A 22,390-nucleotide genomic window follows, 5' to 3' on the forward strand; every position below is an offset into this window, starting at 1 on the left:
GTCCAGCGTAGGAACTGGCGACCCGACTGTAAGATTCCTGTTACTTACTTGTCGCTTATGTCGCTGTTCTGCTTGCGATAATTCGGAATGGTACTAGCGTCAATTGCGTAAGCAGATATGCGTAGGACTGCTTTTTCTCTCGATATTGATCAGCCGGAATTAGGGAAATGCAGGCCAAGTATCGTTCGAAGCTTTTCCAGCCCGCCGCCCACGCGCTCGCGCTGGAGCAACGCATTCTTTTCGATGGCGCCGCTGCGGCCGCCGTCGACCAGCAGCACCACGACTCCAGTGCGGGAGCCGAGGCCAAGGACACGGCCAAGCCGGCCACCGCGGTCGAGGCACGGGCCCAGGCGGCGGCGCCCGCACAGGCCGCACCACGCAACCTGGTGGTCATCGATGCTCGCCTGGAGAACCGCGACCAGTTGGCCGCCAACCTGCCGGTGGGCACCACCGCCCTGGTGGTGGATGCCGGCCAGGACGCCATCGCGGCGATCAGCAGCGCCCTGGCGCAACTGGGCAAGGTCGACTCGATCCAGATCTTCTCCCACGGCGCCACCGGCCAGTTCACCCTGGGCAACCAGACGTTCACCAGCCAGAGCGTCGATCAACTCGGCGATCGCCTCAGCGCCTGGCGCGGCGAACTGAACGCCGGCGCGGACATCCAGCTCTACGGCTGCGACGTCGGCGCGGGGAGTGCCGGGCAGGCGCTGGTCAATGAACTGGCGCGCTGGACCGGCGCCGATGTCGGTGCTTCCAGCAATGCCACGGGTTCCACCAGCGCCGGTGGCGACTGGAACCTTGAAGTGCGCTCGGGCGACGTCGACAAGGCCATCGCCCTCAGCGCCACGACCCTGGTGGACTTCCGGGGCCTGCTGGCCGACGCCAGCCCGACCGTGGCGATGGGCAGCGGAGGCGCAGCGGTGCGCCTGGGCGATACCTTCACCTTCGATGTGATCTTCAGCAACCCGTCCACGCAAGTGGGCTACGCCCCTTACATCGACCTGTTCATGCCGGCCACCGGGCGTGACGGCAACGACGGCGCCAGCTTCATCTCGGCCACCTACCTTGGCCAGACGGTGAAGTCCACCGTCCTGACCTTCGGCGCAGACGGCAACGTCACCCATCCGTTCGCCAAGGACGCCAATGGCAACGCCCTGGTGATCAACGCTGCCAGCGTCGGCATGAAGCCCGGCGACCAGATGATCGTGCTGCAACTGCCCTACGGCAGCGTCACCAGCGGCCAGCCGGCGATCGATATCCAGGTCACCGCGCAATTGAGCAACCTGGCGGACACCAGTTATTCCGACGGTGCGCCGAATCTCACCATCAACGCCCGCGGCGGTTTCGAGTACGGCAATGACTCGCTGAACAACCCGACCCAGGACCCGTCCCTGGTCGAGGCCGCGCTGCACAGTTTCGTGGTGACACCGACCCTGCTGTCGGTCACCCAGACGGTCGATATGCCCGAGGGCGAGACCGTCACCGGGCCGAACTTCACCCGTACCCAGACGGTGACCGTCACCCCGGCCACCGGCCAGACCCTGACCAACGTCAGCGTCACCCAGACCGTGCCCGACCAGGTGCATGTCAGCCAGATCACCCCCGGCGCCGGTGGCACCCTGGAATCGATCACGCTGCACGACGGCACTGTCCTGACCAACCCCGCGCTGATCGCCGCCGCGCTGGCCAACCCCAATGCCTTCGTCGCCAGCTACACCATCCACTACGACACCCTGGCCAGCGCCAGCACCACCCAGGTGAGCTTCTACGTACCGGAGATCGACGCCAACGGCCGCCCGGTCATCGACCCCGCCACCGGCAATCCGGTGACCATCAACTTCGGTACCGCCACCGTCAACGGCAACTGGAATCCGCTGGACCCGCGCGACCGCCCCACCGATCCGAACGGTTATCCCTTCACCGAGACCGGTAATGGCGCTGGCGTCACCTTCGTCGCCAAATCCATCACCCTGCTCAAGGAAGTCAACCTGCAGAACGACGTCGGCCAGGCCGGCCTGACCCCGGGCGATACCCTGCGCTACAACATGGAAGTGGCCATCTCCGACTTCTTCGCCTTCGGCAAGAACATCCTCGGCCAGGGCCAGTTCACCATCACCGACCATCTCAGCGACGGCCAGACCTTCAGCACCACCAACCCGCCGACCATCGTCATCCAGATGCATGGCGGCAGCCAGGTGATCCCGCTGATCTACACCGCCACGGTCAACGCCGATGGCAGCACCACGCTGGTCTTCGACATCGCCCAATCCATCGCCGCCGCTGTGCAGGGGCCGGGGGTCTACGCGCTGTACGGCGACCTGTGGGACAACGATCCGCTCGAAGGCGCTACCCGCCTGACCATCGTCTATGACGCGGTCGTCGACACCACGTACACCTCTGACCACCCGCCCCACGACCAGCTCAACGAAGGCGACAGCGTTGGCAACAACGCCACGGTCGATGCCTCCGTGCTGCGTGACTCGGTGAACATCGGCGGCATCCAGACCGATGGCTCCAGCACCAGCAGCACCATCCAGACCTCGACGGTGGATATCGACCTGACCAAGGTCAACGGCGGTGCACCGCCGGCCAACGGCGAGCTGCGTCCCGGCGACGTGGTGACCTTCACCATCACCTACGACCTGCTGGTGGCCGACTACGAGAACTTCACCCTCACCGCCTACCTGCCGCTGCCGCTGCTGGATGCCACCGGTATCAACTGGACGCAGGGCAGCGGGGTCGGGCAGTGGCTGATCACCAACGGCAACACCATCGCCGATGTTCCCGACAGCGTCACCACCGGTCCGGGCAACTCGATCATCTTCAACTTCGGTAATTTCGCCTCCGGCGGTCTCAACGGCGGCCGGGTGCAGGTGCAGTTCACCATGCGCGTGGGCGACCAGCCCTTCGCCGACCAGCGCGAACTGGACGTACTGGCCCAGTCCAGCCAGACCACCACCATCGACAAGACCGTGCTGACCTCTTCGGACGTGGCAGTCATCGAGTCGGTCGCCGAACCGGTGCTGGACATCAAGCACGGCGTGGTTTCCAGCAGCAACGGTACGGTCACCGGAGCGGGAACGACCGCGGGCTGGCTCCCGACGAACCAGACCGGCGTCAAGCCGTTCACGGGCACAATCACCAATCTGGCCGAGGTCGACGGCAACGTCAGCGGTATCGACGGCGGCGATAGGCTGCGCCTGGCCACGGCGATAGAGAACACCGGTGGCGGCGGCGCCTACGACGTCACCACCAGCGTCACGTTGCCAGCCGGCGTCACTTTCGTCGGTGGCAGCCTGAGCGCTGCCAACCTGCAGATATACCGGGGCGATGGAACCCAACTGATCGCCGGGGTGGACTATAGCGTCAACGGCAACACCATCACCTTCCTCGACGCCAACGGCCAGGCGACCTTCCTCGCCGGCCGCGCCGGCGCCGCCGACGGCAACGACGCTGCCGGCCGCAACGTGGTGGTGATCACCTACGATGTCACCGTCGACAATGCCATCCTCGCCTCGCGCACGCTGCAATCCAGCGCCTCGCTGACCAACTACGCCAGCGTCAACGGCGGCCAGGACTTCACCCCGACCGATCTGACGGAAGTCGCCAACCAGCAGGTTGCCGCCCCGACCATCGTCAAGGGCTACAAGGACGGCAGCCTCAGCGCCGACGACTCCAGTGCCGGCCACACCACCGGCAGCAACCTGGTGATCGGCGAGAGCATGACCTACGACATCGTCGTCACCCTGCCCGAAGGCAGCACCGCCAATCTTCGCATCAACGACCTGATCCCACCGGGCATGCGCCTGGACACCAGCTTCAACGGTGGCCTCGGCTACCAGATCATCGTCACCACAGCCGGCAGCGGCGCGCTGGGTCAGGACTTCGGCGGCAACCTGAACGTCTCCAGCTTCTCGGTCGACGCCGGTGATGGCGGCGACATGCACCTGGTGTTCAGTTCCGCGACCGCCAACGCCGACAACAACACCGGCAACAACGCCTTCGTCATCCGCCTGGTGCTGGTGGCGAACAATGTGATCGGCAACCAGCAGGGCGTAGTGCTGAACAACGGCGCACAACTGGTCTACAGCGACCCCGACGGCGACACACCCAACGGCGCAACCGCCGTCGACCGCACGCTGAACAGTGCCCAGCAGCCCAGCGTGACCATCGTCGAACCGACCCTGACGGTGAGCCAGCAGGTCACCTCCACCCCCACCTACGGCGGCTTCGACGAAGGCGACACGGTCAACTACACCATCACCATCAGCAACAACTCCGGCACCAATGCCTTTGACCTCAGCCTGCTGAACGTCCTGCCCACGCAGATGGACAACATCATCATCACCGGCAAGGTCTACAACGGCGGTGCCACCGCCAACGGCGGCGTGGACTTCATCATCCAGAACGGCCAACTGGTCACCGCCAACGGCGCCAACATCGATATCGCCAATGGCGGCAGCATCGTCATTACCCTGTCCGGCGTAGTGAATTCCACGGCGGCCGGCCAGGCGGTCATTTCGAACAACGTCGTGGTGCGCTGGACCAGCCTGGACGGCCTGAGCAATACCACCGACACCGGCGCCGGCGAGCGCGGCGGCGACGACGGCCTGCTCAATTCCGGGGTGCTCAACGACTACCGGCAGATCAACACGCTGTTCATTCCCGTCACCAACGGCATCCAGGTCTCCCGCGTTGGCGGCCTCGACGCCACGCCGCCGGCGAAAAACTCCTCGGGCGCCACCGACACCGCCGGCCTGGAAGAAACCGTGGTGGTCGGCGAGATCATCCGCTACCGCGTAGCGGTCGTGGTACCCACCGGTGAAAACACCAACTACCAGATCCGCATCGAACTGGCTCCCGGGCTGGAGTTCATCCCCGCCAACCTCAACAACATTCTCATCGCGTTGGGTTCCAGCACCGGCGGACTCACTACGGATGCCACCGACCTGATCAGCGGCGGATCGCTCATCATGTTCGGCAACCAGAACAGCGACGTCTCGCTACCGATCCATCCGGACCTCTCCGGCGACAAACCCACCGGCATCTTCAACATCAACAGCGGGCGCCTGCAGATCTCCCCTGATGGCCGAACCATTACCTTCAACCTCGGCAACCTTTCCAACAGCGAGATCAACGACGGCGATATCGAAGGGGTAATCCTCGAATTCAACGTGCGCGTCGCCAACATCGCCAGCAACCAGAGCGGCGCGCAGCTGAGCATGAATGTGTTCGAACACGTCGGCGCCGGTGCCGGGGTCGACCGCGGCCACAGCGCCACGATCTTCGAGCACGTGGTTGAGCCCAGCTTCACCGGCATGGACAAGTCGGTCATCGACATCGCCGCCGGCACTGTGGCGGGCACGACCAACGCCACCGTCTCCGTCAGCTTTACCCAGAACGGCGAAGTACCGGCCTACAACGTCGTGCTGCGTGACCAGTTCCCCAGCGGCAGCGACTACGCCATCCAGAGCATTGTCATCAACGGCACCAGCTATACCACCGGCAACCTGCCGGCGGGCGTCACCGCCGGCGTGGTGGGCGGCCAGGTGGTGCTCAACTTCGACCAGTTGAACGTCAACGACAAGGTCCAGGTGATCTACAGCGTCACCTTGCCCAACACCATCGTTCCAGACGATGCCAACAGCTCTGCGGTGCTGACCTGGACCAGCCTGCCCACCAGCTTCGAGAATGCCGGTTGGGGCGGCTCGGTGCCCCTGGGCGCCGGCGGCGTCGATGGCGAGCGCACCGGCCAGGACGGCACGGGCGGGCTGAACGATTACGTTCTCAGCGACGGCGCCGGCATGGGCGTGATACGGGGTACCCTGTGGGACGACACCAAGTCCGCCACCAACAGCGCGACACCTGACGGGCCGGGCCTGGGCGGCATCGCCGTCAATCTCACCTGGGCCGGCGACGATGGCATCTTCGGCAACGCCGACGACCGCACCTTCAGCACCGTGACCGCCAGCGACGGGACCTACCAGTTCGCTGTCCTGCCATCGGGCAATTACCTGGTAGCGGTGGCACAGAACTTCGCCCAGGCGAGCAACAATCGCTTCCACGTGCGCGTGGATACCGACACAGGGACCGCCACCGTCGGCCTGGGCAACATCAACCTGAACCTGGGTGAAGGTGCCATCGGCATCGCCAACGCCGGCTACGTGCATATCAACGAAGCGCCGATCAATACCTTTGCCGATCAGCATGGCCAAGAGGATACGGTACTGCACATCGTCGGCCTGGCCACCAGCGACGTGGACGTCAATGCCGGCAACGCCAACGGCGTCATGACCGTCACGCTCACCGTGATGCACGGGGTGCTCTGGCAGACAGCGACGACGCCGGGGGCAAACGACGCGCCGCCAGCCGGCGCCGGTCGCAGCCTGGTGCTCACCGGCACCCTGCAGCAGATCAACGTGCTGCTCAGCCAGATCTATTACAAGGGCGACCAGGACTTCAACACCGGCCGGAACGTCGAAGTCCTGACCATGGCCACCAATGATCAGGGCAATTTCGGCGACGCGGACAACGATGGCATTCCCGGCGAAACAGTCGAAGACGCGCTGGTGGCCATCAACACGATGAACATCGTCATCGACCCGGTGAACGATGCGCCTGTGGCCCACCCCGACCTCACCATCGCCATCGAAGCCGGCGGCCTGAACAATGGCGACCCGGGCGTCGACCCGACCGGCAACGTGCTGGACAACGACACCGACGTCGACATCGCCACCAACGGTGACGTGCTCAAGGTCACCCGCGTGGAGAACTCCATCGGCGGTTTCGCGACCGTGGCGGCCTCCGGCGTGACCACCCTTGCCGGCCGCTACGGCACGCTGTACATCACGGCTACGGGTGGCTTCCAGTATGTGGTCGACAACACCAACGCCGCGGTACAGGCCCTGCGTAGCGCCGGCGACGTGCTGCGTGAATCCTTCGGCTACTTCATCACCGACACCGGCAACCTCAGCAGCTCGACATCCCTGACCATCGACATCCACGGTGCCAACGATACTCCGGTGGCGAGCGCCGACACCGGTATCGCCGTCGAGGCAGGCGGCACCAACAATGGCAGCCCCGGTTCGGACGCCATCGGCAATGTACTGCTCAACGACAGCGACGTGGACTCTCTGGTCTACGGCGAGACCAAGGCCGTGAGCCTGGTACGTTATGACGGCATCGGCGGCGGGCGTATCTTCCCGGTCGCTCCCGGCGCGCCGGCGACGCTGCAGGTCCTCTATGGCAGCCTGACGATGAACGCCGATGGCTCCTACCGCTATGTGGTCGACAACAGCAACCCCCGCGTGAACGCACTATCGCCGGGCGAGACTCTCACCGAGGTATTCACCTACCAGGTCACCGACAAGGGCGGCCTGAGCGCCATCGCCACTCTGACCATCACCATCCAGGGCGCCAACGATGCCCCGGTGGCCGTGGACGACCACAACACCGCCACCGCTGGCGCCAGCGATGGCACCCCGGCGCCGGTCAATGCCAGCGGCAACGTCATCACCGGCGCTCCGGGCACCGGCGTGGATACCGACGTCGACAATGCCGACATGCCCAATGCCGACAAGCTCCGGGTTGATGGTGTGCGCTCCGGCCTGGAGACTGCCGGCGGCACGCTGACCACCGTCGCCGGCACCATCAGCATCACCGGCACCGCCGCACGGCTGGCCAACGGCACGATCATCAGCGGCAACTTTGGCCAGCTCACCATCGGTGTCGATGGTGCCTACGTCTTCGAGGTCAACAGCGACGACCCGGCCATTCGCGCGCTCACCGCCAACCAGTCCCTCGACGTGGTATTCACCTACCGCATCCACGACAGCGGCGGCCTGACCGATCTGGCGCAGCTGGTGATCACCGTGACCGGGGTGAACGACCCGCCCATCGTGCAACCGGTAGTGATCCACGCCACCGAGGCCGGCGGGCTGCTCAACAACGTTCCGGGCCTGGACCCGACTGGCAGCATTCGCGGCTCGTACACCGATCCGGATGGCGACGTCCTCACCATCACTGCGGTGGTCAGCCCCAGTGGCGCCAACGGTACCGTGGGAGCAGACCTGGCCGGCAATCACGGCACGCTGCTGCTCAATGCCGACGGCAGCTACCGCTTCCTGGTCAACAACCTCGACCCGGCGGTCCAGTCGTTGCGCACCTACAACGACACACTGACCGAAGTGTTCACCTACACCGTCAGCGATGGCCACGGCAAATCCATCACCCGCACCTTCACGGTGATCATCCACGGGCAGAACGACATCCCCATCGCCGCCGACGATACCGGTACCGCCATCGAGGCTGGCGGCACGCTCAACACCACCCCTGGCGCCCCCGCCACCGGCAATGTGCTGCCCAACGACCTGGATGTGGACGGTGCGGCCTACGGTGAAACCAAGGTGGTCGATGCCGCGCGTACCGGCACCAAGGCCGCCGGCGGAACCCTGGTCGACCTCACCGCCAGCGGTGGCGTCGTCGCCGGCAGCTACGGCACCCTGACCCTCAACGCCAACGGCACCTACACCTACGTGGTGAACGACAGTCTCGCCGCCGTGCAGGCGCTCAAGCTCGGCGACAGCCTGGTGGAAACCTTCACCTACCGCATGCACGATACCGACGGCGCCAGTTCCATCGCCCAACTGACCATCACCATCGAAGGCCGCTACGACGCCCCGGTAGCCAACGACGACATCAACTACGCGGTCGCCAACCTCGACGGCAGCGGCGGGCGCAACCCCACCGGCAACGTGATCACCGGCCTGACCGGGATCTTCGACGGTATCGGCAAGGACACCGATGTCGATGCCGGTGACCACATGCGCGTCACCACCATCGCCAAGGGCCCCGAGGGCGCGCAGGTGAATACCGTCGCGGTGGTGCCGGGCAGCCCGCAGACCATCCTGGGCGCTTTCGGCACCCTGGTGATCAACGCCGACGGCAGCTACCAGTACTTCGTCGACAGCAACAACGCGACCATCCGGGCGCTCGGCCCGCTGGCATTCGCCATCGAAGAATTCACCTACCAGGTCACCGATGACGGCAACCTCAGCGACCAGGCCACCCTGGTTATCCTGATCCGCGGCCAGAACGACCCGCCGATCACCTCGCCGGACTTCGGCACCGCGGTGGAGGACGGTGGCCTGCACAACAACGTGCCGGGCAGTAATCCTTCGGGCAACGTGCTGGCCAACGACACCGACCCGGACACCATCACCACCATCCCGCAGGACGTGATGCACGTGGTTTCGTTCTGGGCCGGCGACAGCCCGACGTCCACCACGGTCACCGCGCCCGGCCAATCGTTGCGTGGCCAGTACGGCACGCTCACGCTGAACCAGGACGGCAGCTGGAGCTACGCCCTGGACAACACCCTGCCGGAAGTCGAAGCCCTGCGCGCCAGCGGCCAGACCCTGCAGGACAAGTTCACCTACCTCGGCGCAGACATCTGGGGCGGCGCCACGCCCGGCCTGCTGACCATCACCATCGACGGCCGCAACGACACGCCCATCGCCAGTGACGATACCGCCACCGCCGTCGAGGCTGGCGGCGTGAACAATGGCACCCCCGGCGTCGACCCGCGCGGCAACGTGCTCGACAACGACACCGATGTCGATGGCGTGCAGTACGGCGAGACCAAGACCGTCGTCCACTACACCAGCGAGAATGGCAACACCGTCAGCGCCGGCCAGGTGCTCCAGGGTCTCTACGGCAAGCTGACGATCAACGCCGACGGCAGCTATCAGTACGTCGTGGACAACGCCAACCCGACAGTACAAGCGCTGCGCACCGCCGGCGAAACCCTGCGCGAGGTCTTCACCTACCGCATGCGCGACACCGCCGGCGCCACCTCCGACGCGCGCCTGACGGTGACCGTCCAGGGCGCCGACGACAATCCGGTGGCGCGCGACGACAGCAATGTTGCCAGCGACGAAACCCCGGCACCGCAGGCCACCGGCAACGTGCTGCCCAACGACAGCGACGTGGATGGCGGCGACCACCTGACCGTCACCGGCATCCGTACCGGCGAGGAAACCGCCAGCGGCACGGCCGGTGTCATCGGCCAGCCGATTGCCGGCCGCTACGGCACGCTCGTGTTGAATGCCGACGGCAGCTACACCTACACCATCGACCTGAGCAATCGCGAAGTCCTCGCCGCTGCGGGCCTGGGGCAGATCCTCAAGGACTACTTCACCTACACCATCAGCGACCTGACCGGCCTGACTGACCAGGCGCAGCTGACCATCACCCTGAATATCGCCACGCCGTACATTCCGCCAGGACCGCACTTCGACCGTTTCGGCGACGACGGCTACCCGCGCGACCGGATACCCGACGTCGATCCGGCGATCTTCGTGCAGCCGGTGGTCGAGCGCATCGATGATCGGCTGTCGCTGTCGGCCTGGGGTGCCGACGGCAGCAACATCGACATCTTCGCCACGCCGGAGATCGAAAGCCCGTCGCTGGGCGCGCAACTGGGCCAGGTGAAAGGCCAGTTCGTCGCTCGCGCCGTGGCTGAAAGCCGCCGCGCCGCCGACCTGGACACGCGCTGGGTCGATGGCCGCCACGGCGTCATCAGCCTGACCGCCGACGGCCTGCTGCCCGACCCATCGCTGTGGGCGCCCTTCCCCGCCGACATGGTGGGCAAGGCGGAAAAACCCGCGCAGACCGCACCGGGCTTCCGTGCCCAGTTGCGCGAGGCTGCCCAGCGTCGGAGCGGTAGCCAATGAGGAACATGCGACCCATTCAGATCGATCAAGGACAGAACATGCCCGCCTATGCACTGAAATGCCTGAGCGCCACCATCACCGTGAGTATTCTGCTCAGCGCCTGTTCGGCGTTCGAGCCCAAGCCTTACACCGAGGAGGAAATGCGCCAGCGGGTGATCGAAGACCAGGCACGGATGTACAAGGAGCAGGAACCGGTCAGCGGGCCGATCACCTTCTACGAAGCCTCCGCACGCGCGTTGAAGTACAACCTCGACTACCGCCTCAAGCTGCTGGAAAGCGCGCTGGCTTCCGACCTGCGCGACGTCACCAGCCACGAGATGCTGCCGCGGGTGGTCGCTTCCGCCGGCTATGCCGGGCGCAACAACGACTCGGGCGGCACCTCCATCGGCATCGAGGACCGCCAGGTCAGCTTGCGTCCCTCGACGTCAGAAGAGCGCTACCGCCAGCTCTACAGCCTCGGCCTGTCCTGGAGCCTGCTGGACTTCGGCGTCGCCTACTACCGCACCCAGCAGAAGAACGACCAGATGCTGATGGCCGAGGAGCGCCGCGAGAAGGTCGCGCAGAACGTCCTGCAGGACGTGCGCAACGCCTACTGGCGCGCCCTGGGCGCCCAGCGCCTGCTGCCGGAAGTGGACGGCCTGCTGATGCGCACCCACCGCGCCCTGACCTCCGCCCGCGAGGCCGAAGGCAAGGGCCTGCTGCCGCGCCAGGACATCCTCGCCTACCAGCGCGCCCTGCTCGACTCGGTGTACATGCTCACCGTGCGCCGCCAGGACCTGGAGTTCGCCCGCGCCGAGCTGGCCGCGCTGATGTCACTGCCGCCGAATACCAAAATGGTCCTGGCCGACGTCGGCGAACAGCCGCTGCCGCTGGTGACCAACAACATCGACCAGCTCGAACGGCTCTCCCTGGAGCGCCGCCCGGAAATCATGGAGGAGTGGTACCGCAAACGCGTCGACATGAACGACCTGAAGATCGCCAAGGCCCAGCTGTGGCCCAACGTGAGCTTCAACTACGGCTACGAGTACGACTCCAACAAGTACCTGTACAACAACGACTGGAACCAGACCGGCATCAACGTCTCGATGAACCTGCTGCGCCTGGCGCAGTACCCGGACATCAAGGCCGCCGAGGCGAGCCAGGAGAAGACCGACGACATGCGCCGTACCGCGCTGTCCATGGCCATCCTCACCCAGGTCCGGGTCGGCCTGCTGCGCTACCAGCTGGCGCGCCAGGAAGTGGAGTTCGCCGACGAGAGCCTGCGCGTCGACCAGAGCCTGCTCAGCTATGCGCAGTCCGCCCGTGGCGCCGCCCTGGGCAGCGAGCTGGAGCTGATCCGCGCCGAGGGTCGCTACCTGCTCTCGCGCTACCAGCGCGAAGCCGCCTACTCCGATGCCCAGGCCGCCTGGGGCCGCCTGTACAACTCGGTGGGCTTCGAGGTGATGCCCAAGGAGATCGAGAACCACGATGTGAAGACGCTGGCCCGCGAGATCCAGCGCACCCTCGAACAGCAGACCAGCACCAACCTCCTCGCCAGCAGCACCCCGAGCAGTCAACAAGGAAGCGCCAATGCCGCACCTGCGCAGTAAACCGTCGTACCTGCTTCTCCCGTTGTGCCTGATGTTCCTGCAGCCGGCGCTGGCCGACGATGCCACCAGCGGCCTGCCGCCACTGCCCGACAGCCAGGACCCCGGCGCCATCCGCGTGCTGCTGGTCTCCGCCCTGGAAACCACCCTCTCAGCGCAGATGAACGGCACCCTCGGCGCGCTCAAGGCCAGCCTCGGCGACAAGGTCGCCAAGGACGCCGAACTGGCCCAGCTCAACTGCGTCGAGGTCAACGCCCGCGCCAAGGTCGCCGCCGCCGAGCTGAACATGGCCCGCTCCAACCTCGCCGCCAAGCAGAACCTGCGCAAGCTCGACGCGGTGGGCGACCTGGAGGTCGCCATGGCCAACACCGAGGTACAGAAGGCCGACGGCGCCCTCACCCTGGCGCGGGCGCAGGCCGGTTACTGCCTGGTCGATGCACCCTTCTCCGGACGTATCGCCAAGGTCTATGTCAAGCCGTACCAGACGGTTTCCGCCGGCACGCCGCTGTTCGACCTGGTCAGCGACGGCGCGCTGAAAGTCCGCCTCAACGTGCCCTCTTCGATGCTGCCCAACCTGCGCCCGGACATGCCGCTGGAGGTGGACATCCACGAGACCGGCAAGCACTACCCGGCCAAGGTCAGCGTGATCAACGCGCGCGTCGATGCCGTGGCGCAGACCGTGGAACTGGAGGCGAAGCTGGATGCCAGCTACCCGGAACTGATCGCCGGCATGAGCGGGGTCGCGCGCTTCCCCGAAAGCCATGAGTGAGCTGCTGCCGCCACCCCAGCTGCTGCTGAGCCTGGCCAATGTGCGCGACAGGGCGCTGGCGGCCGACTCCCTCGGCGGCCTGGCCTTCAGCATCGCCAACGACCTGTTCCCATTGCTGCGCTTCCACCAGGCGCTGGTGTTCGCCTGCCACGACACGCGCAACGAACTGCTGGCGGTGTCCGGGCTGGCCAAACCCACCGAGGATTCGCCCTACCTGGTCTGGCTGGAACGCGCCAGCCGCTGGGTTGCCACGCAATTGCCCGACGCCACGCCTGCCTGGCTGGCCCGTGACGCCACTGCGCCGCCGGCGGATATCGCCGAAGGCTGGGGCGAATGGTGGCCGGCCGGCCTCTGGTGCGTGCCGCTGCATGATCGCGCGGGCAAACGCCTGGGGCTGGTGCTGTTCCTCCTCGACGAAGCACCGGCGCGCAACCTGCAACCGCTGCTGCAAGGCATCTGGCAGACCTGGGCGCACGCCTGGGCCTCCTTCGGTCCGCGCAGCAAACTGCGCTACTGGCGGCCCAGCAAACGCCAGGTGCTGGTCGCCGTCATCGCGCTGGCCGCGCTGCTGCTGATCCCGGTGCGGCAGACTGCCCTGGCACCGGCGGAGGTCGTCTCGCGCAACGCCCAGGTGATCAGCTCGCCGATCGACGGGGTCATCGTCAAGATGCTGGTTCGCCCCAACCAGAGCGTGGAGGTCGGCACTCCGCTCTTCGAGCTGGACGAAACCACCCTGCGCAGCCGCGCCGACGTGCTGAGCAAGGAAGTCGCGGTGGCCGATGCCGAGCTGATGGCCGCCAGCCAGCGGGCCTTCGACAATCCACAGAGCAAGAGCGAGCTCACGGTGCTCGACGGCCGCGCCCGCCAGCGCCGGGCCGAACTGGCCGCCGTGCAGGCGCAGCTCGCACGCACCCGCGTGCTCGCCCCGCGTGCCGGTGTGGCCGTGTACAGCGACCCCAACGACTGGCTGGGCAAGCCGGTGGTCACCGGCGAGCGCATCCTGCAGATCGCCGACACGAAGGCGCCGGGCATGCGCATCCAGCTGCCGGTCGCCGACGCCATAGCGCTGGAGCCGGGGGCAAAGGTGGCGCTGTTCCTCACCGCCTACCCGCTCGACCCGCTGCATGGGGAAATCCTCGACACCAGCTATCAGGCCAAGCCCAGTGAGGAAGGCGTGGCCTCCTACCGCCTGCTGGCCAGCGTGCAGGACGCGCCGCCCCACGCCCGGCTTGGCCTGCACGGCACCGCCAAGCTCTATGGCGAACGTGTGGTGCTCGGTTACTACCTGCTGCGGCGGCCCCTGGCTTCGCTGCGCGCCTGGACGGGCTGGTAGCTCCGATGGACATCGCCGCCGAAGACCTGCCCACCCCGCCCTTGCGTGACGACCTGCGCCTCGACGAAGCCGCACCCGGCCCGGACGGCGAGCCGGTGTGGGTGATTCACGACAGCGTACTCAACCGCTTCTACCGCATCGGCTGGCTGGAGTTCGAATGCCTGCTGCGCTGGGAGCAGACGCCCCGGCAGATCAGCGAGCAGATCGCCGAGCAGACCGCGCTCAAGCCCGAAGCCGAGCAGGTGCTGGGCTTTCGCCAGTTCCTCGAACGACACCAGTTGCTCCGCCCCGGCGCCGAAGCCCTGGCGCGGCTCCAGGCACGCAGCGAAGGCGGCTCCTGGATGAGCTGGAACTGGTGGTTGCACCACTACCTGTTCTTCCGCATCCCGCTGATTCGCCCGCAGCGCTTCCTGCGCGCCATCGCCGGCAGCCTCGACTGGCTGTTCAATCGCTACGTGGCGATGCTGGTGCTGCTGCTCAGCCTCGCCGGCATCGTGCTGGTGACACACCGGTGGGACACCTTCACCCATGACGTGGTGGAGTCCTTCTCCTTCGAGGGACTGCTCAGCTTTGCCGCCGCCCTGGTGGTGGCCAAGACGCTCCACGAACTGGGCCACGCACTGGTGGCGACGCGCCTGGGGTTGAAGGTGGCGCACATGGGCATCGCCTTCGTGGTGATGTGGCCGATGCTCTATACCGACACCGGCGAAAGCTGGAAGCTGCGCAGCAACCGCCAGCGCCTGGCGATCGCCAGCGCCGGGATCATCACCGAACTGGGGCTGGCCGGGCTCTCCACACTGGGCTGGGCGCTGGCCGATCCGGGCCCGTTGCGCAATGCGCTGCTGTACCTGGCGACCACCAGCTGGGCGCTGTCCCTGGCGCTGAACGCCAGCCCCTTCATGCGCTTCGACGGCTACTTCATCACCTCCGACCTGCTCGACTTCCCCAACCTGCACGAGCGCGCCGGCGCCCTTGCCCGCACGACACTACGGCGCAACCTGCTGGGGCTGGACGAACCCTGGCCGGAGCACTTCCCGACCGGCAAGCGCCGGGCGCTGGTGGCCTTCGCCTTTGGCACGTGGGTCTACCGCCTGCTGCTGTTCCTCGGCATCGCCGTGGCGGTCTATTACTTCTTCTTCAAACTGCTGGGGATCTTCCTGTTCGCCGTGGAAATCAGCTGGTTCATCGTTCAGCCCGTGTGGCGCGAACTCAAGGTCTGGTGGCAGCGCCGCGCGGAAGTGAAGCCGCGCCGCAAGCTGGTCTTTCTGGCCGTGTTCGGCGGCGTGCTGCTCCTGCTCGCCATCCCATGGCGCACCCAGGTGCACGCCATGGGCGTGGCCCGCGCGGCGCAGCAACTGCACGTCTATGCCCCCTTCCCGGCACTGCTGCGCGACCTGCGCCCTGGCGGCGCGGTCGGCCAGGGGGAAACGCTCGCGGTGATGGAAGAGCCTGACATCGCCGCCAAGGTGCGCGGCAGCGAGGCCGGCATCCGTGGCTACCAGGGCCGCCTGGCCGGCATGCTGGCCGACCCGTCCGGCCTCGCAGAGGAAGCCGTCACCCGCCAGCGCCTGGGTGTGGAGTACCAACAGGCACGGGCCGCCCGCAATGAAATGGCGCGCCTGAACCTCCAGGCGCCCTTTGCCGGCCAGTGGCGGGACGTCAACCCGGACTGGAAACCCGGCCAGTGGATCAACACCCGCGAGCCCATCGGCGTACTGGTGGACCCGCGCCACTGGCTGGTGGATGCCTACGTCAAGCAGGACGAAGTGCAGCGCCTCACCGACGGCGGCCGCGTGCGCTTCTACCCCGAAGGCGTACCGTCCCCCATCGAAGGCCAGGTGGTGCTGATCGGCACCACGCGCATCAGCCAGCTGGAACAACCGATGCTCGCTTCGCGCTACGGCGGCCCGCTGAACGTCAACCCGCAGGGCGATACCCTGGTGCCCAACCCGGCGCTGTTCCATGTGCTGGTGAAGCTCGACGGCGCGCCGCCGGGCCTGCACGAGACCCGCGGGCACCTGCAGATCGAGGGCGCCAGGCGCAGCTGGCTGGGCGAAGGTTTCACCCGCCTGCTGGCGGTCGCCCTGCGCGAAAGCGGGTTCTAGCAGCCACCCTGCGGGAGCGGGTCACCGCCGTGATCCGCCCGCAGGGACGAAACCCGCTCCCGGGCCTCAATCCTTCGCCATCCCGAAGCAATGCCGCGCCTGCGGGAATTGCCGCTCGCGCACCTCGCGGGCAAAGCGTTGCGCCGCTGCCGAGATCAGCTCGTCCACCCGCACATACTGCTGCGCGAAGCGCGGAATCTGTTCGCCGGAAAGCCCCAGCATGTCCTCGCTCACCAGCACCTGCCCGGCGCAGGCAGGGGATGCGCCGATACCGATCACCGGGATCTCCAGCCGCTCGCAGACCTGTCGCGCCAAGGGCTCCAGCACACCTTCGAGCACCACGCTGAACGCCCCGGCAGATGCCACCGCTTGGGCATCGTGCAGCACCCGAGCCGCACCGGCTTCTTCCTTGCCCTGCACCTTGAAGCCGCCCAGGGCATTGACCTTCTGCGGCATCAGGCCGATATGCGCCATCACCGGAATGCCACGTTCGACCAGGAACGCAATGGTCTCGGCCATTTCCGCGCCGCCCTCCAGCTTCACGGCCTGCGCGCCGCTTTCCGCGAGCACCCGCGCGGCGGCCAGGAAGGCCTGCTGCGGCGACGCCTGGTAACTGGCGAAAGGCAGGTCCACCACCACACAGGCGCGTTGCGAGCCACGGGCCACCGCGGCGCCGTGGGCAATCATGGTGTCCAGGCTGACGGCCAGCGTGTCCGGCAGGCCGTAGAGCACCATGCCCAGCGAATCGCCCACCAGCAGTACGTCGACGTGCGGGTCGAGCAAACGCGCCATGGGTGCCGAGTAAGCCGTCAGCACGACCAGGCTGCCGGGCTCGCAGCGTTGGCGAATCTCCAGGGTGGACAGGCGTTGTTGCGGGCGGTGGCTACTCATGCGGTTTCCTCTTCACGGGCTGATATTGACCGGGGAAGACGCTACCATCGGCATCAAGTGGCCCACTTCCGTGAGAGAGACAAGCTATGCCGTCGACGGGACAGGATCCTCTGGCGCTTCCCGGCTTCGCCGCCCTGCCCCGGCCGGTCTGGCTGCGCGCCTTCGACATGCCGGCTGGCCACAGCGTGGAGCCGCATACCCATCCCTGGGGCCAGCTGATGTATGCCGCCAGCGGAGTGCTGGAGGCCAGCACCGAGCAGCATGCCTGCCTCATCCCGCCCCGGCGCGCCATGTGGCTGCCAGCGGGGGTGACGCACAGCGTGCGGGCACGCACCGCCGTGGTGTTCCGCAGTTTCTACCTGGCCCCGGAGATCGCCGCCGGGCTGGGGCCGTGCCGTGTCGTGGAGATATCGCCACTGCTGGACAACCTCATCCAGCGCGCCAGCGAATTCGCCAGCGACTACCCCGACGATGGGCCGGAAGCCCGGCTGATGCAGGTGCTGGTGGATGAGTTGCACAATGCGCCGGATTCCGGCCTGGACCTGCCGCTGCCGCGCGATGCCCGCCTGCGGCGAGTTACCGATCACCTGCAGGAACACCCCGGCGAGCGGCTGGGCATCGAAGACTGGGCACAGCGCGTCGGCGCCTCACGGCGCACCCTGGCGCGGCTGTTCCGCGACGAGACCGGGCTGTCGTTCCGCGAGTGGCGCGAGCGGGTACGGCTGCTCGCGGCGCTGCCGAGGCTGGAGCGCGGTGAGTCGGTCACGCTGATCGCAGGCGAGCTGGGCTATGAATCCACATCTGCTTTCATCGAGCTGTTCCAGCGCCAACTCAGGACCTCGCCCGGTGCCCTGGCGCGGCAGATGCGCGCGGGAAGCTGACACGATACAACATGAATATTTCTTGTGTTCATCACGAGAACATTGAGTTTGTCTCATGAAGGCATGCCACGGAGAATTTCCCCATCATTGATTCAATGGAGAGATTCACATGGCATTGGCACACAACCTCGGCTTCCCCCGCATCGGCCGCGACCGCGAGCTGAAGAAGGCGCAGGAAGCCTTCTGGAAAGGCGAGCTGGACGAAGCCGGCCTGCGCGCCGTCGGCCGCGAACTGCGCGCCGCCCACTGGCAGGTGCAGAAGAACGCCGGGATCGAGTTGCTGCCGGTGGGTGACTTCGCCTGGTACGACCAGGTCCTGACCCACTCGCTGACCTTCGGCGTGATTCCCGAGCGTTTCCGCGACCATGGCGACGCCAAGCCGACCCTGCAGACCCTGTTCGCCATGGCGCGGGGCGCCAGCACGGGGTGCTGTGGCGCCCATGCGCAACCCCTTCTTGCGCAGGAGCTCACCAAGTGGTTCGACACCAACTACCACTACCTCGTCCCCGAGCTCACCGCTGACCAGCATTTCGAGCTGAGCTGGGAGCAACTGTTCGAGGAGGTGGAAGAGGCCCATGCCCTCGGTCACGCCGTAAAGCCCGTGGTAATCGGCCCGCTGACCTATCTCTGGCTGAGCAAGACCAAGGGCAGCGACTTCGACAAGCTCGACCTCGTCGAGCGCCTGCTGCCGCTCTACGGCCAGATTTTCCGCCGCCTCGCCGCGCAAGGTGTGGAGTGGGTGCAGATCGACGAGCCGATCCTCGCCCTCGACCTGCCGCAAGCCTGGAAGAACGCCTTCGAGCGCACCTACAACCTGCTGCAGAGCGAGCCGCTGAAGAAGCTGGTGGCCACCTACTTCGGCGGCCTGGACGACAACCTGGGGCTGGCTGCCGGCCTGCCGGTGGATGGCCTGCACCTTGACCTGGTGCGCGCTCCCGAGCAGTTCCCGAGCATCCTCGACCGCCTGCCGGCCTACAAGATTCTCTCCCTCGGCGTGGTCAACGGCCGCAATGTCTGGCGCTGCGACCTGGAGAAAAGCCTGGAGGTACTGCGCTACGCCCATGAACGTGTCGGCGAACGCCTGTGGGTCGCGCCGTCCTGCTCGCTGCTGCACAGCCCGGTGGACCTGGAGCGCGAGGACAAGCTGGATACCGAGCTGAAGAGCTGGCTGGCCTTTGCCGTGCAGAAGTGCGCCGAAGTTGCCCTGCTCGCCCGCGCCGTCAATGCACCGCAAGCGCCGGATGTCCTTGCCGCCGTGGAGCAGAGCCGCGCCGTGCAAGCCAGCCGGGCCACCTCCTCGCGCATCCACAAGCCGCAGGTGAAGGCCCGCCTGGCCGCCGTGAAAGCCGCCGACAGCCAGCGCCAGTCGCCCTTCGCCCAGCGTATCGTCAAGCAGCGCGCCGGCCTGGACCTGCCGGACTTCCCCACCACCACCATCGGCTCGTTCCCGCAGACCGCCTCCATTCGCCTCGCGCGGCAGGCGTTCAGGCAGGGCAAACTGAGCGCCGCCGACTACACCGAGGCGATGCACAGCGAAATCCGCCATGCCGTGGAGATCCAGGAACAACTGGGCCTCGACGTGCTGGTACACGGCGAGGCCGAGCGCAACGACATGGCCGAGTACTTCGCCGAGCAACTCGACGGCTACCTCTTCACCCGCTTCGGCTGGGTACAGAGCTACGGCTCGCGCTGCGTGAAGCCGGCCGTGATCTTCGGCGACCTCAGCCGCCCGCAACCGATGACCGTGGAGTGGATCCGCTACGCCCAGAGCCTCACCGCGAAGGTCATGAAAGGCATGCTGACCGGCCCGGTGACCATGCTGATGTGGTCCTTCCCGCGCGAGGATATCGCTCGCGAGGAGCAGGCACGCCAGTTGGCCCTGGCGATCCGCGACGAAGTGGTCGACCTGGAGGCCGCCGGCATCCGCATCGTGCAGATCGACGAAGCCGCGTTCCGCGAAGGCCTGCCGCTGCGCCGCAACGACTGGGGCGGCTACCTGGCCTGGGCCACCGAAGCCTTCCGCCTGTGTGCCTCCGGCGTGCGCGACGAAACGCAGATCCACACCCACATGTGCTACAGCGAGTTCAACGACGTGATCGAGTCCATCGCCGCCATGGACGCCGATGTGATCACCATCGAGACCTCGCGCTCGGACATGGAGCTGCTGGAGGCCTTCGAGAAGTTCGAATACCCCAACGAGATCGGCCCGGGCGTCTATGACATCCACTCGCCGCGCGTGCCGGGCAAGGACGAGATGGTCAAGCTGCTGCGCAAGGCGGCGCAGCGCATTCCCGCCGAACGCCTGTGGGTCAACCCGGACTGCGGCCTGAAGACCCGCGCCTGGCCGGAAACCGAAGCGGCGCTGGTGAACATGGTCGCGGCCGCCCGCGAGCTGCGCAAGGACGTGGCGCTGCTGGGCTGAACGCGGGTCGACGACGCCCCGTAGGGCGCATAACGCCCCAGGCGTTATCCGCCCTACGTTGCTGCTACCGCGTCGATCCGGCAGATGAGCGCGGCGCCGGACAGGCGTAGTCTTGAAGCCCTTCGATCCACGGCACGCAGGACCAGACATGAAGCAGCTGCTCATCATCGGCATCGGCGCAGGCGACCCCGAGTACCTCACCGTCCAGGCCATCAACGCGATGAACCGCGCGGACGTGTTCTTCCTCATGGACAAGGGCGCGAGCAAGGACAAGCTGAACCGGTTGCGCCGGGACATCCTGCAGCGCTACGTCAACCACTCCGGCTACCGCATCGTCGAGGCCGACAGCCCCGAGCGCGTGCGCGAAGGCGACTACACCGGGCAGGTGCGCGACCTCAACCACGCCAAGCAGCAGGTTTTCGAACGGCTGATCAGCGATGAACTGCCAGACGGCCAGTGTGGCGCCTTCCTCGTCTGGGGCGACCCGTCGCTGTACGACAGCACCCTGCGCATCCTCGACGCGATCCTGCGCCAGGGGCGCGTGCAGTTCGACTACGAGGTCATCCCCGGCATCACCAGCGTGCAGGCCCTCGCGGCGCGCCACCGGGTGCCGCTGAATGCCATCGGCCAGTCGGTGCAGATCACCACCGGTCGGCGCCTGGCCGAAGGTTTCCCGGACAACGCAGAGAGTGTCGTGGTGATGCTCGACGCCGAGGACACCTACCGCCAGCTGGAGGACCCGCAGCTGGAAATCTACTGGGGCGCCTACGTCGGCACGCCCGATGAAATCCTCCGCAGCGGCCGGCTCGTCGAGGTTGCTGAAAACATCCAGCGCACCCGCCGCGAAGCCCGCGAGGCCAACGGCTGGATCATGGACACCTACCTGCTGCGGCGCGCGCCGAAAGGCGACTGAGCCCCCACGCTGGGCGAGCAACCTGTTCCGTGTTTTGCACTATGCGGTTCCGAGCAGGCTCGGCAAAAGCGACTAGAGTGATTTCCGTTGTGTCGCCAACACCCGCCGGAGCGCACCGCTCATGCCGCATGCCACCCTCTCCCGCTTCATCGACCAGGCCACCCGCCTGAGCCGCGAGGAATCCGAACCCTGCCAGTGCGTGGCCTCGCTGGCACCCTTCATGATGGAACTGCTTGCCCATGCCGGTGACTTCCTCGAGGCGCACCACTACCAGAGCGACCCGGCCCACTATGCGCGCAACCTGATCTACCAGTCGCCGGACGACAACCTGTCGCTCTACGCCCTGGTCTGGTCTCCGGGTCAGTGGACGCCGGTCCACGACCACGGCAGCTGGGGAGTGGTCGGGATTGTCGAGGGTGTACTGGAGGAACGCAGCTACGTCTGCCTCTCGGCCGACCGCTCGCGCGACGACGGCATCGAACTGGTCAAGGGCGGCATGATCCTGCTGCCACCGGGTGCGGTGACCAGCTTCGTGCCCAACCCCGATCACATCCACGTCACCGGTGTCCCGGCCGACCGCCCGCGGGCAGTCAGCCTGCATCTGTACGGACGGATGATGAACAACTACCACATCTACGATGTCGAGGCCGGCACACGGCACTTCGTCGAGGTGGAGCACAACGGCTGAGCGCCCTGCCCGGCAGATTGCCCGATTGGCCGAGAGGCCCGCGCGGCGCGGTCTATACTCAATCGACGC

Annotated in this window: 10 protein-coding genes; 9 read left to right on the forward strand and 1 reads right to left on the reverse strand. The window is 66.6% G+C overall.

Annotated elements, in window-relative coordinates:
• Positions 1 to 167: 167 nt before the first annotated feature.
• From RS899_RS13120 to RS899_RS13140, 5 genes are read left to right on the forward strand one after another with little or no spacing between them, the layout of a single operon-like run.
• Entirely contained in the window at positions 168 to 10,733 is a 10,566-nt protein-coding gene (locus RS899_RS13120; RefSeq protein ID WP_315810157.1) for a VCBS domain-containing protein, read from the forward strand.
• Between the two features lie 38 nt (positions 10,734 to 10,771).
• Positions 10,772 to 12,322, forward strand: coding sequence for a TolC family protein (locus RS899_RS13125; RefSeq protein WP_315810158.1), 1,551 nt, complete (start codon positions 10,772 to 10,774; stop codon positions 12,320 to 12,322).
• A complete protein-coding gene (locus tag RS899_RS13130; RefSeq protein WP_054907089.1) occupies positions 12,303 to 13,088 on the forward strand; it encodes an efflux RND transporter periplasmic adaptor subunit in 786 nt (261 codons plus the stop codon). The genes RS899_RS13125 and RS899_RS13130 overlap by 20 nt, the downstream gene beginning before the upstream one ends.
• Positions 13,081 to 14,421 carry an efflux RND transporter periplasmic adaptor subunit gene (locus RS899_RS13135; protein WP_315810159.1) on the forward strand — a complete coding sequence of 447 codons (1,341 nt, stop codon included), beginning with the start codon at positions 13,081 to 13,083 and terminating at the stop codon, positions 14,419 to 14,421. The genes RS899_RS13130 and RS899_RS13135 overlap by 8 nt, the downstream gene beginning before the upstream one ends.
• Positions 14,422 to 14,426: 5 nt before the next feature.
• Positions 14,427 to 16,526 (forward strand): HlyD family efflux transporter periplasmic adaptor subunit, encoded by a 2,100-nt coding sequence (locus tag RS899_RS13140; protein ID WP_315810160.1) that lies wholly within the window; start codon positions 14,427 to 14,429, stop codon positions 16,524 to 16,526.
• A gap of 66 nt (positions 16,527 to 16,592) precedes the next feature.
• Here the strand turns inward: RS899_RS13140 and panB are convergent, their stop codons facing one another.
• Positions 16,593 to 17,417: a 3-methyl-2-oxobutanoate hydroxymethyltransferase gene (gene panB, locus RS899_RS13145; RefSeq protein WP_054907092.1), complete on the reverse strand. Its 825-nt coding sequence runs from the start codon at positions 17,415 to 17,417 to the stop codon at positions 16,593 to 16,595.
• An 86-nt stretch (positions 17,418 to 17,503) separates the two neighbouring features.
• Between panB and RS899_RS13150 the strand changes: the two genes are divergently transcribed.
• The 4 genes from RS899_RS13150 (at position 17,504) to RS899_RS13165 (ending at position 22,321) form a co-directional block, all read left to right on the forward strand.
• Positions 17,504 to 18,298 carry an AraC family transcriptional regulator gene (locus RS899_RS13150; RefSeq protein WP_169938459.1) on the forward strand — a complete coding sequence of 265 codons (795 nt, stop codon included), beginning with the start codon at positions 17,504 to 17,506 and terminating at the stop codon, positions 18,296 to 18,298.
• Between the two features lie 109 nt (positions 18,299 to 18,407).
• Complete coding sequence (metE, locus tag RS899_RS13155) at positions 18,408 to 20,720, forward strand: 5-methyltetrahydropteroyltriglutamate--homocysteine S-methyltransferase (protein WP_315810161.1); 2,313 nt, start codon at positions 18,408 to 18,410, stop codon at positions 20,718 to 20,720.
• A gap of 148 nt (positions 20,721 to 20,868) precedes the next feature.
• Entirely contained in the window at positions 20,869 to 21,633 is a 765-nt protein-coding gene (gene cobF / locus RS899_RS13160; protein WP_315810162.1) for a precorrin-6A synthase (deacetylating), read from the forward strand.
• A gap of 121 nt (positions 21,634 to 21,754) precedes the next feature.
• The gene (locus RS899_RS13165; protein WP_054907096.1) at positions 21,755 to 22,321 is read left to right on the forward strand and encodes a cysteine dioxygenase family protein; all 567 of its coding nucleotides are present in this window, start codon (positions 21,755 to 21,757) and stop codon (positions 22,319 to 22,321) included.
• Positions 22,322 to 22,390 lie beyond the last annotated feature (69 nt).

Origin of the sequence: Pseudomonas sp. C9-3 (assembly GCF_032392015.1) — a bacterium.
GTDB lineage: Bacteria > Pseudomonadota > Gammaproteobacteria > Pseudomonadales > Pseudomonadaceae > Pseudomonas > Pseudomonas nitroreducens.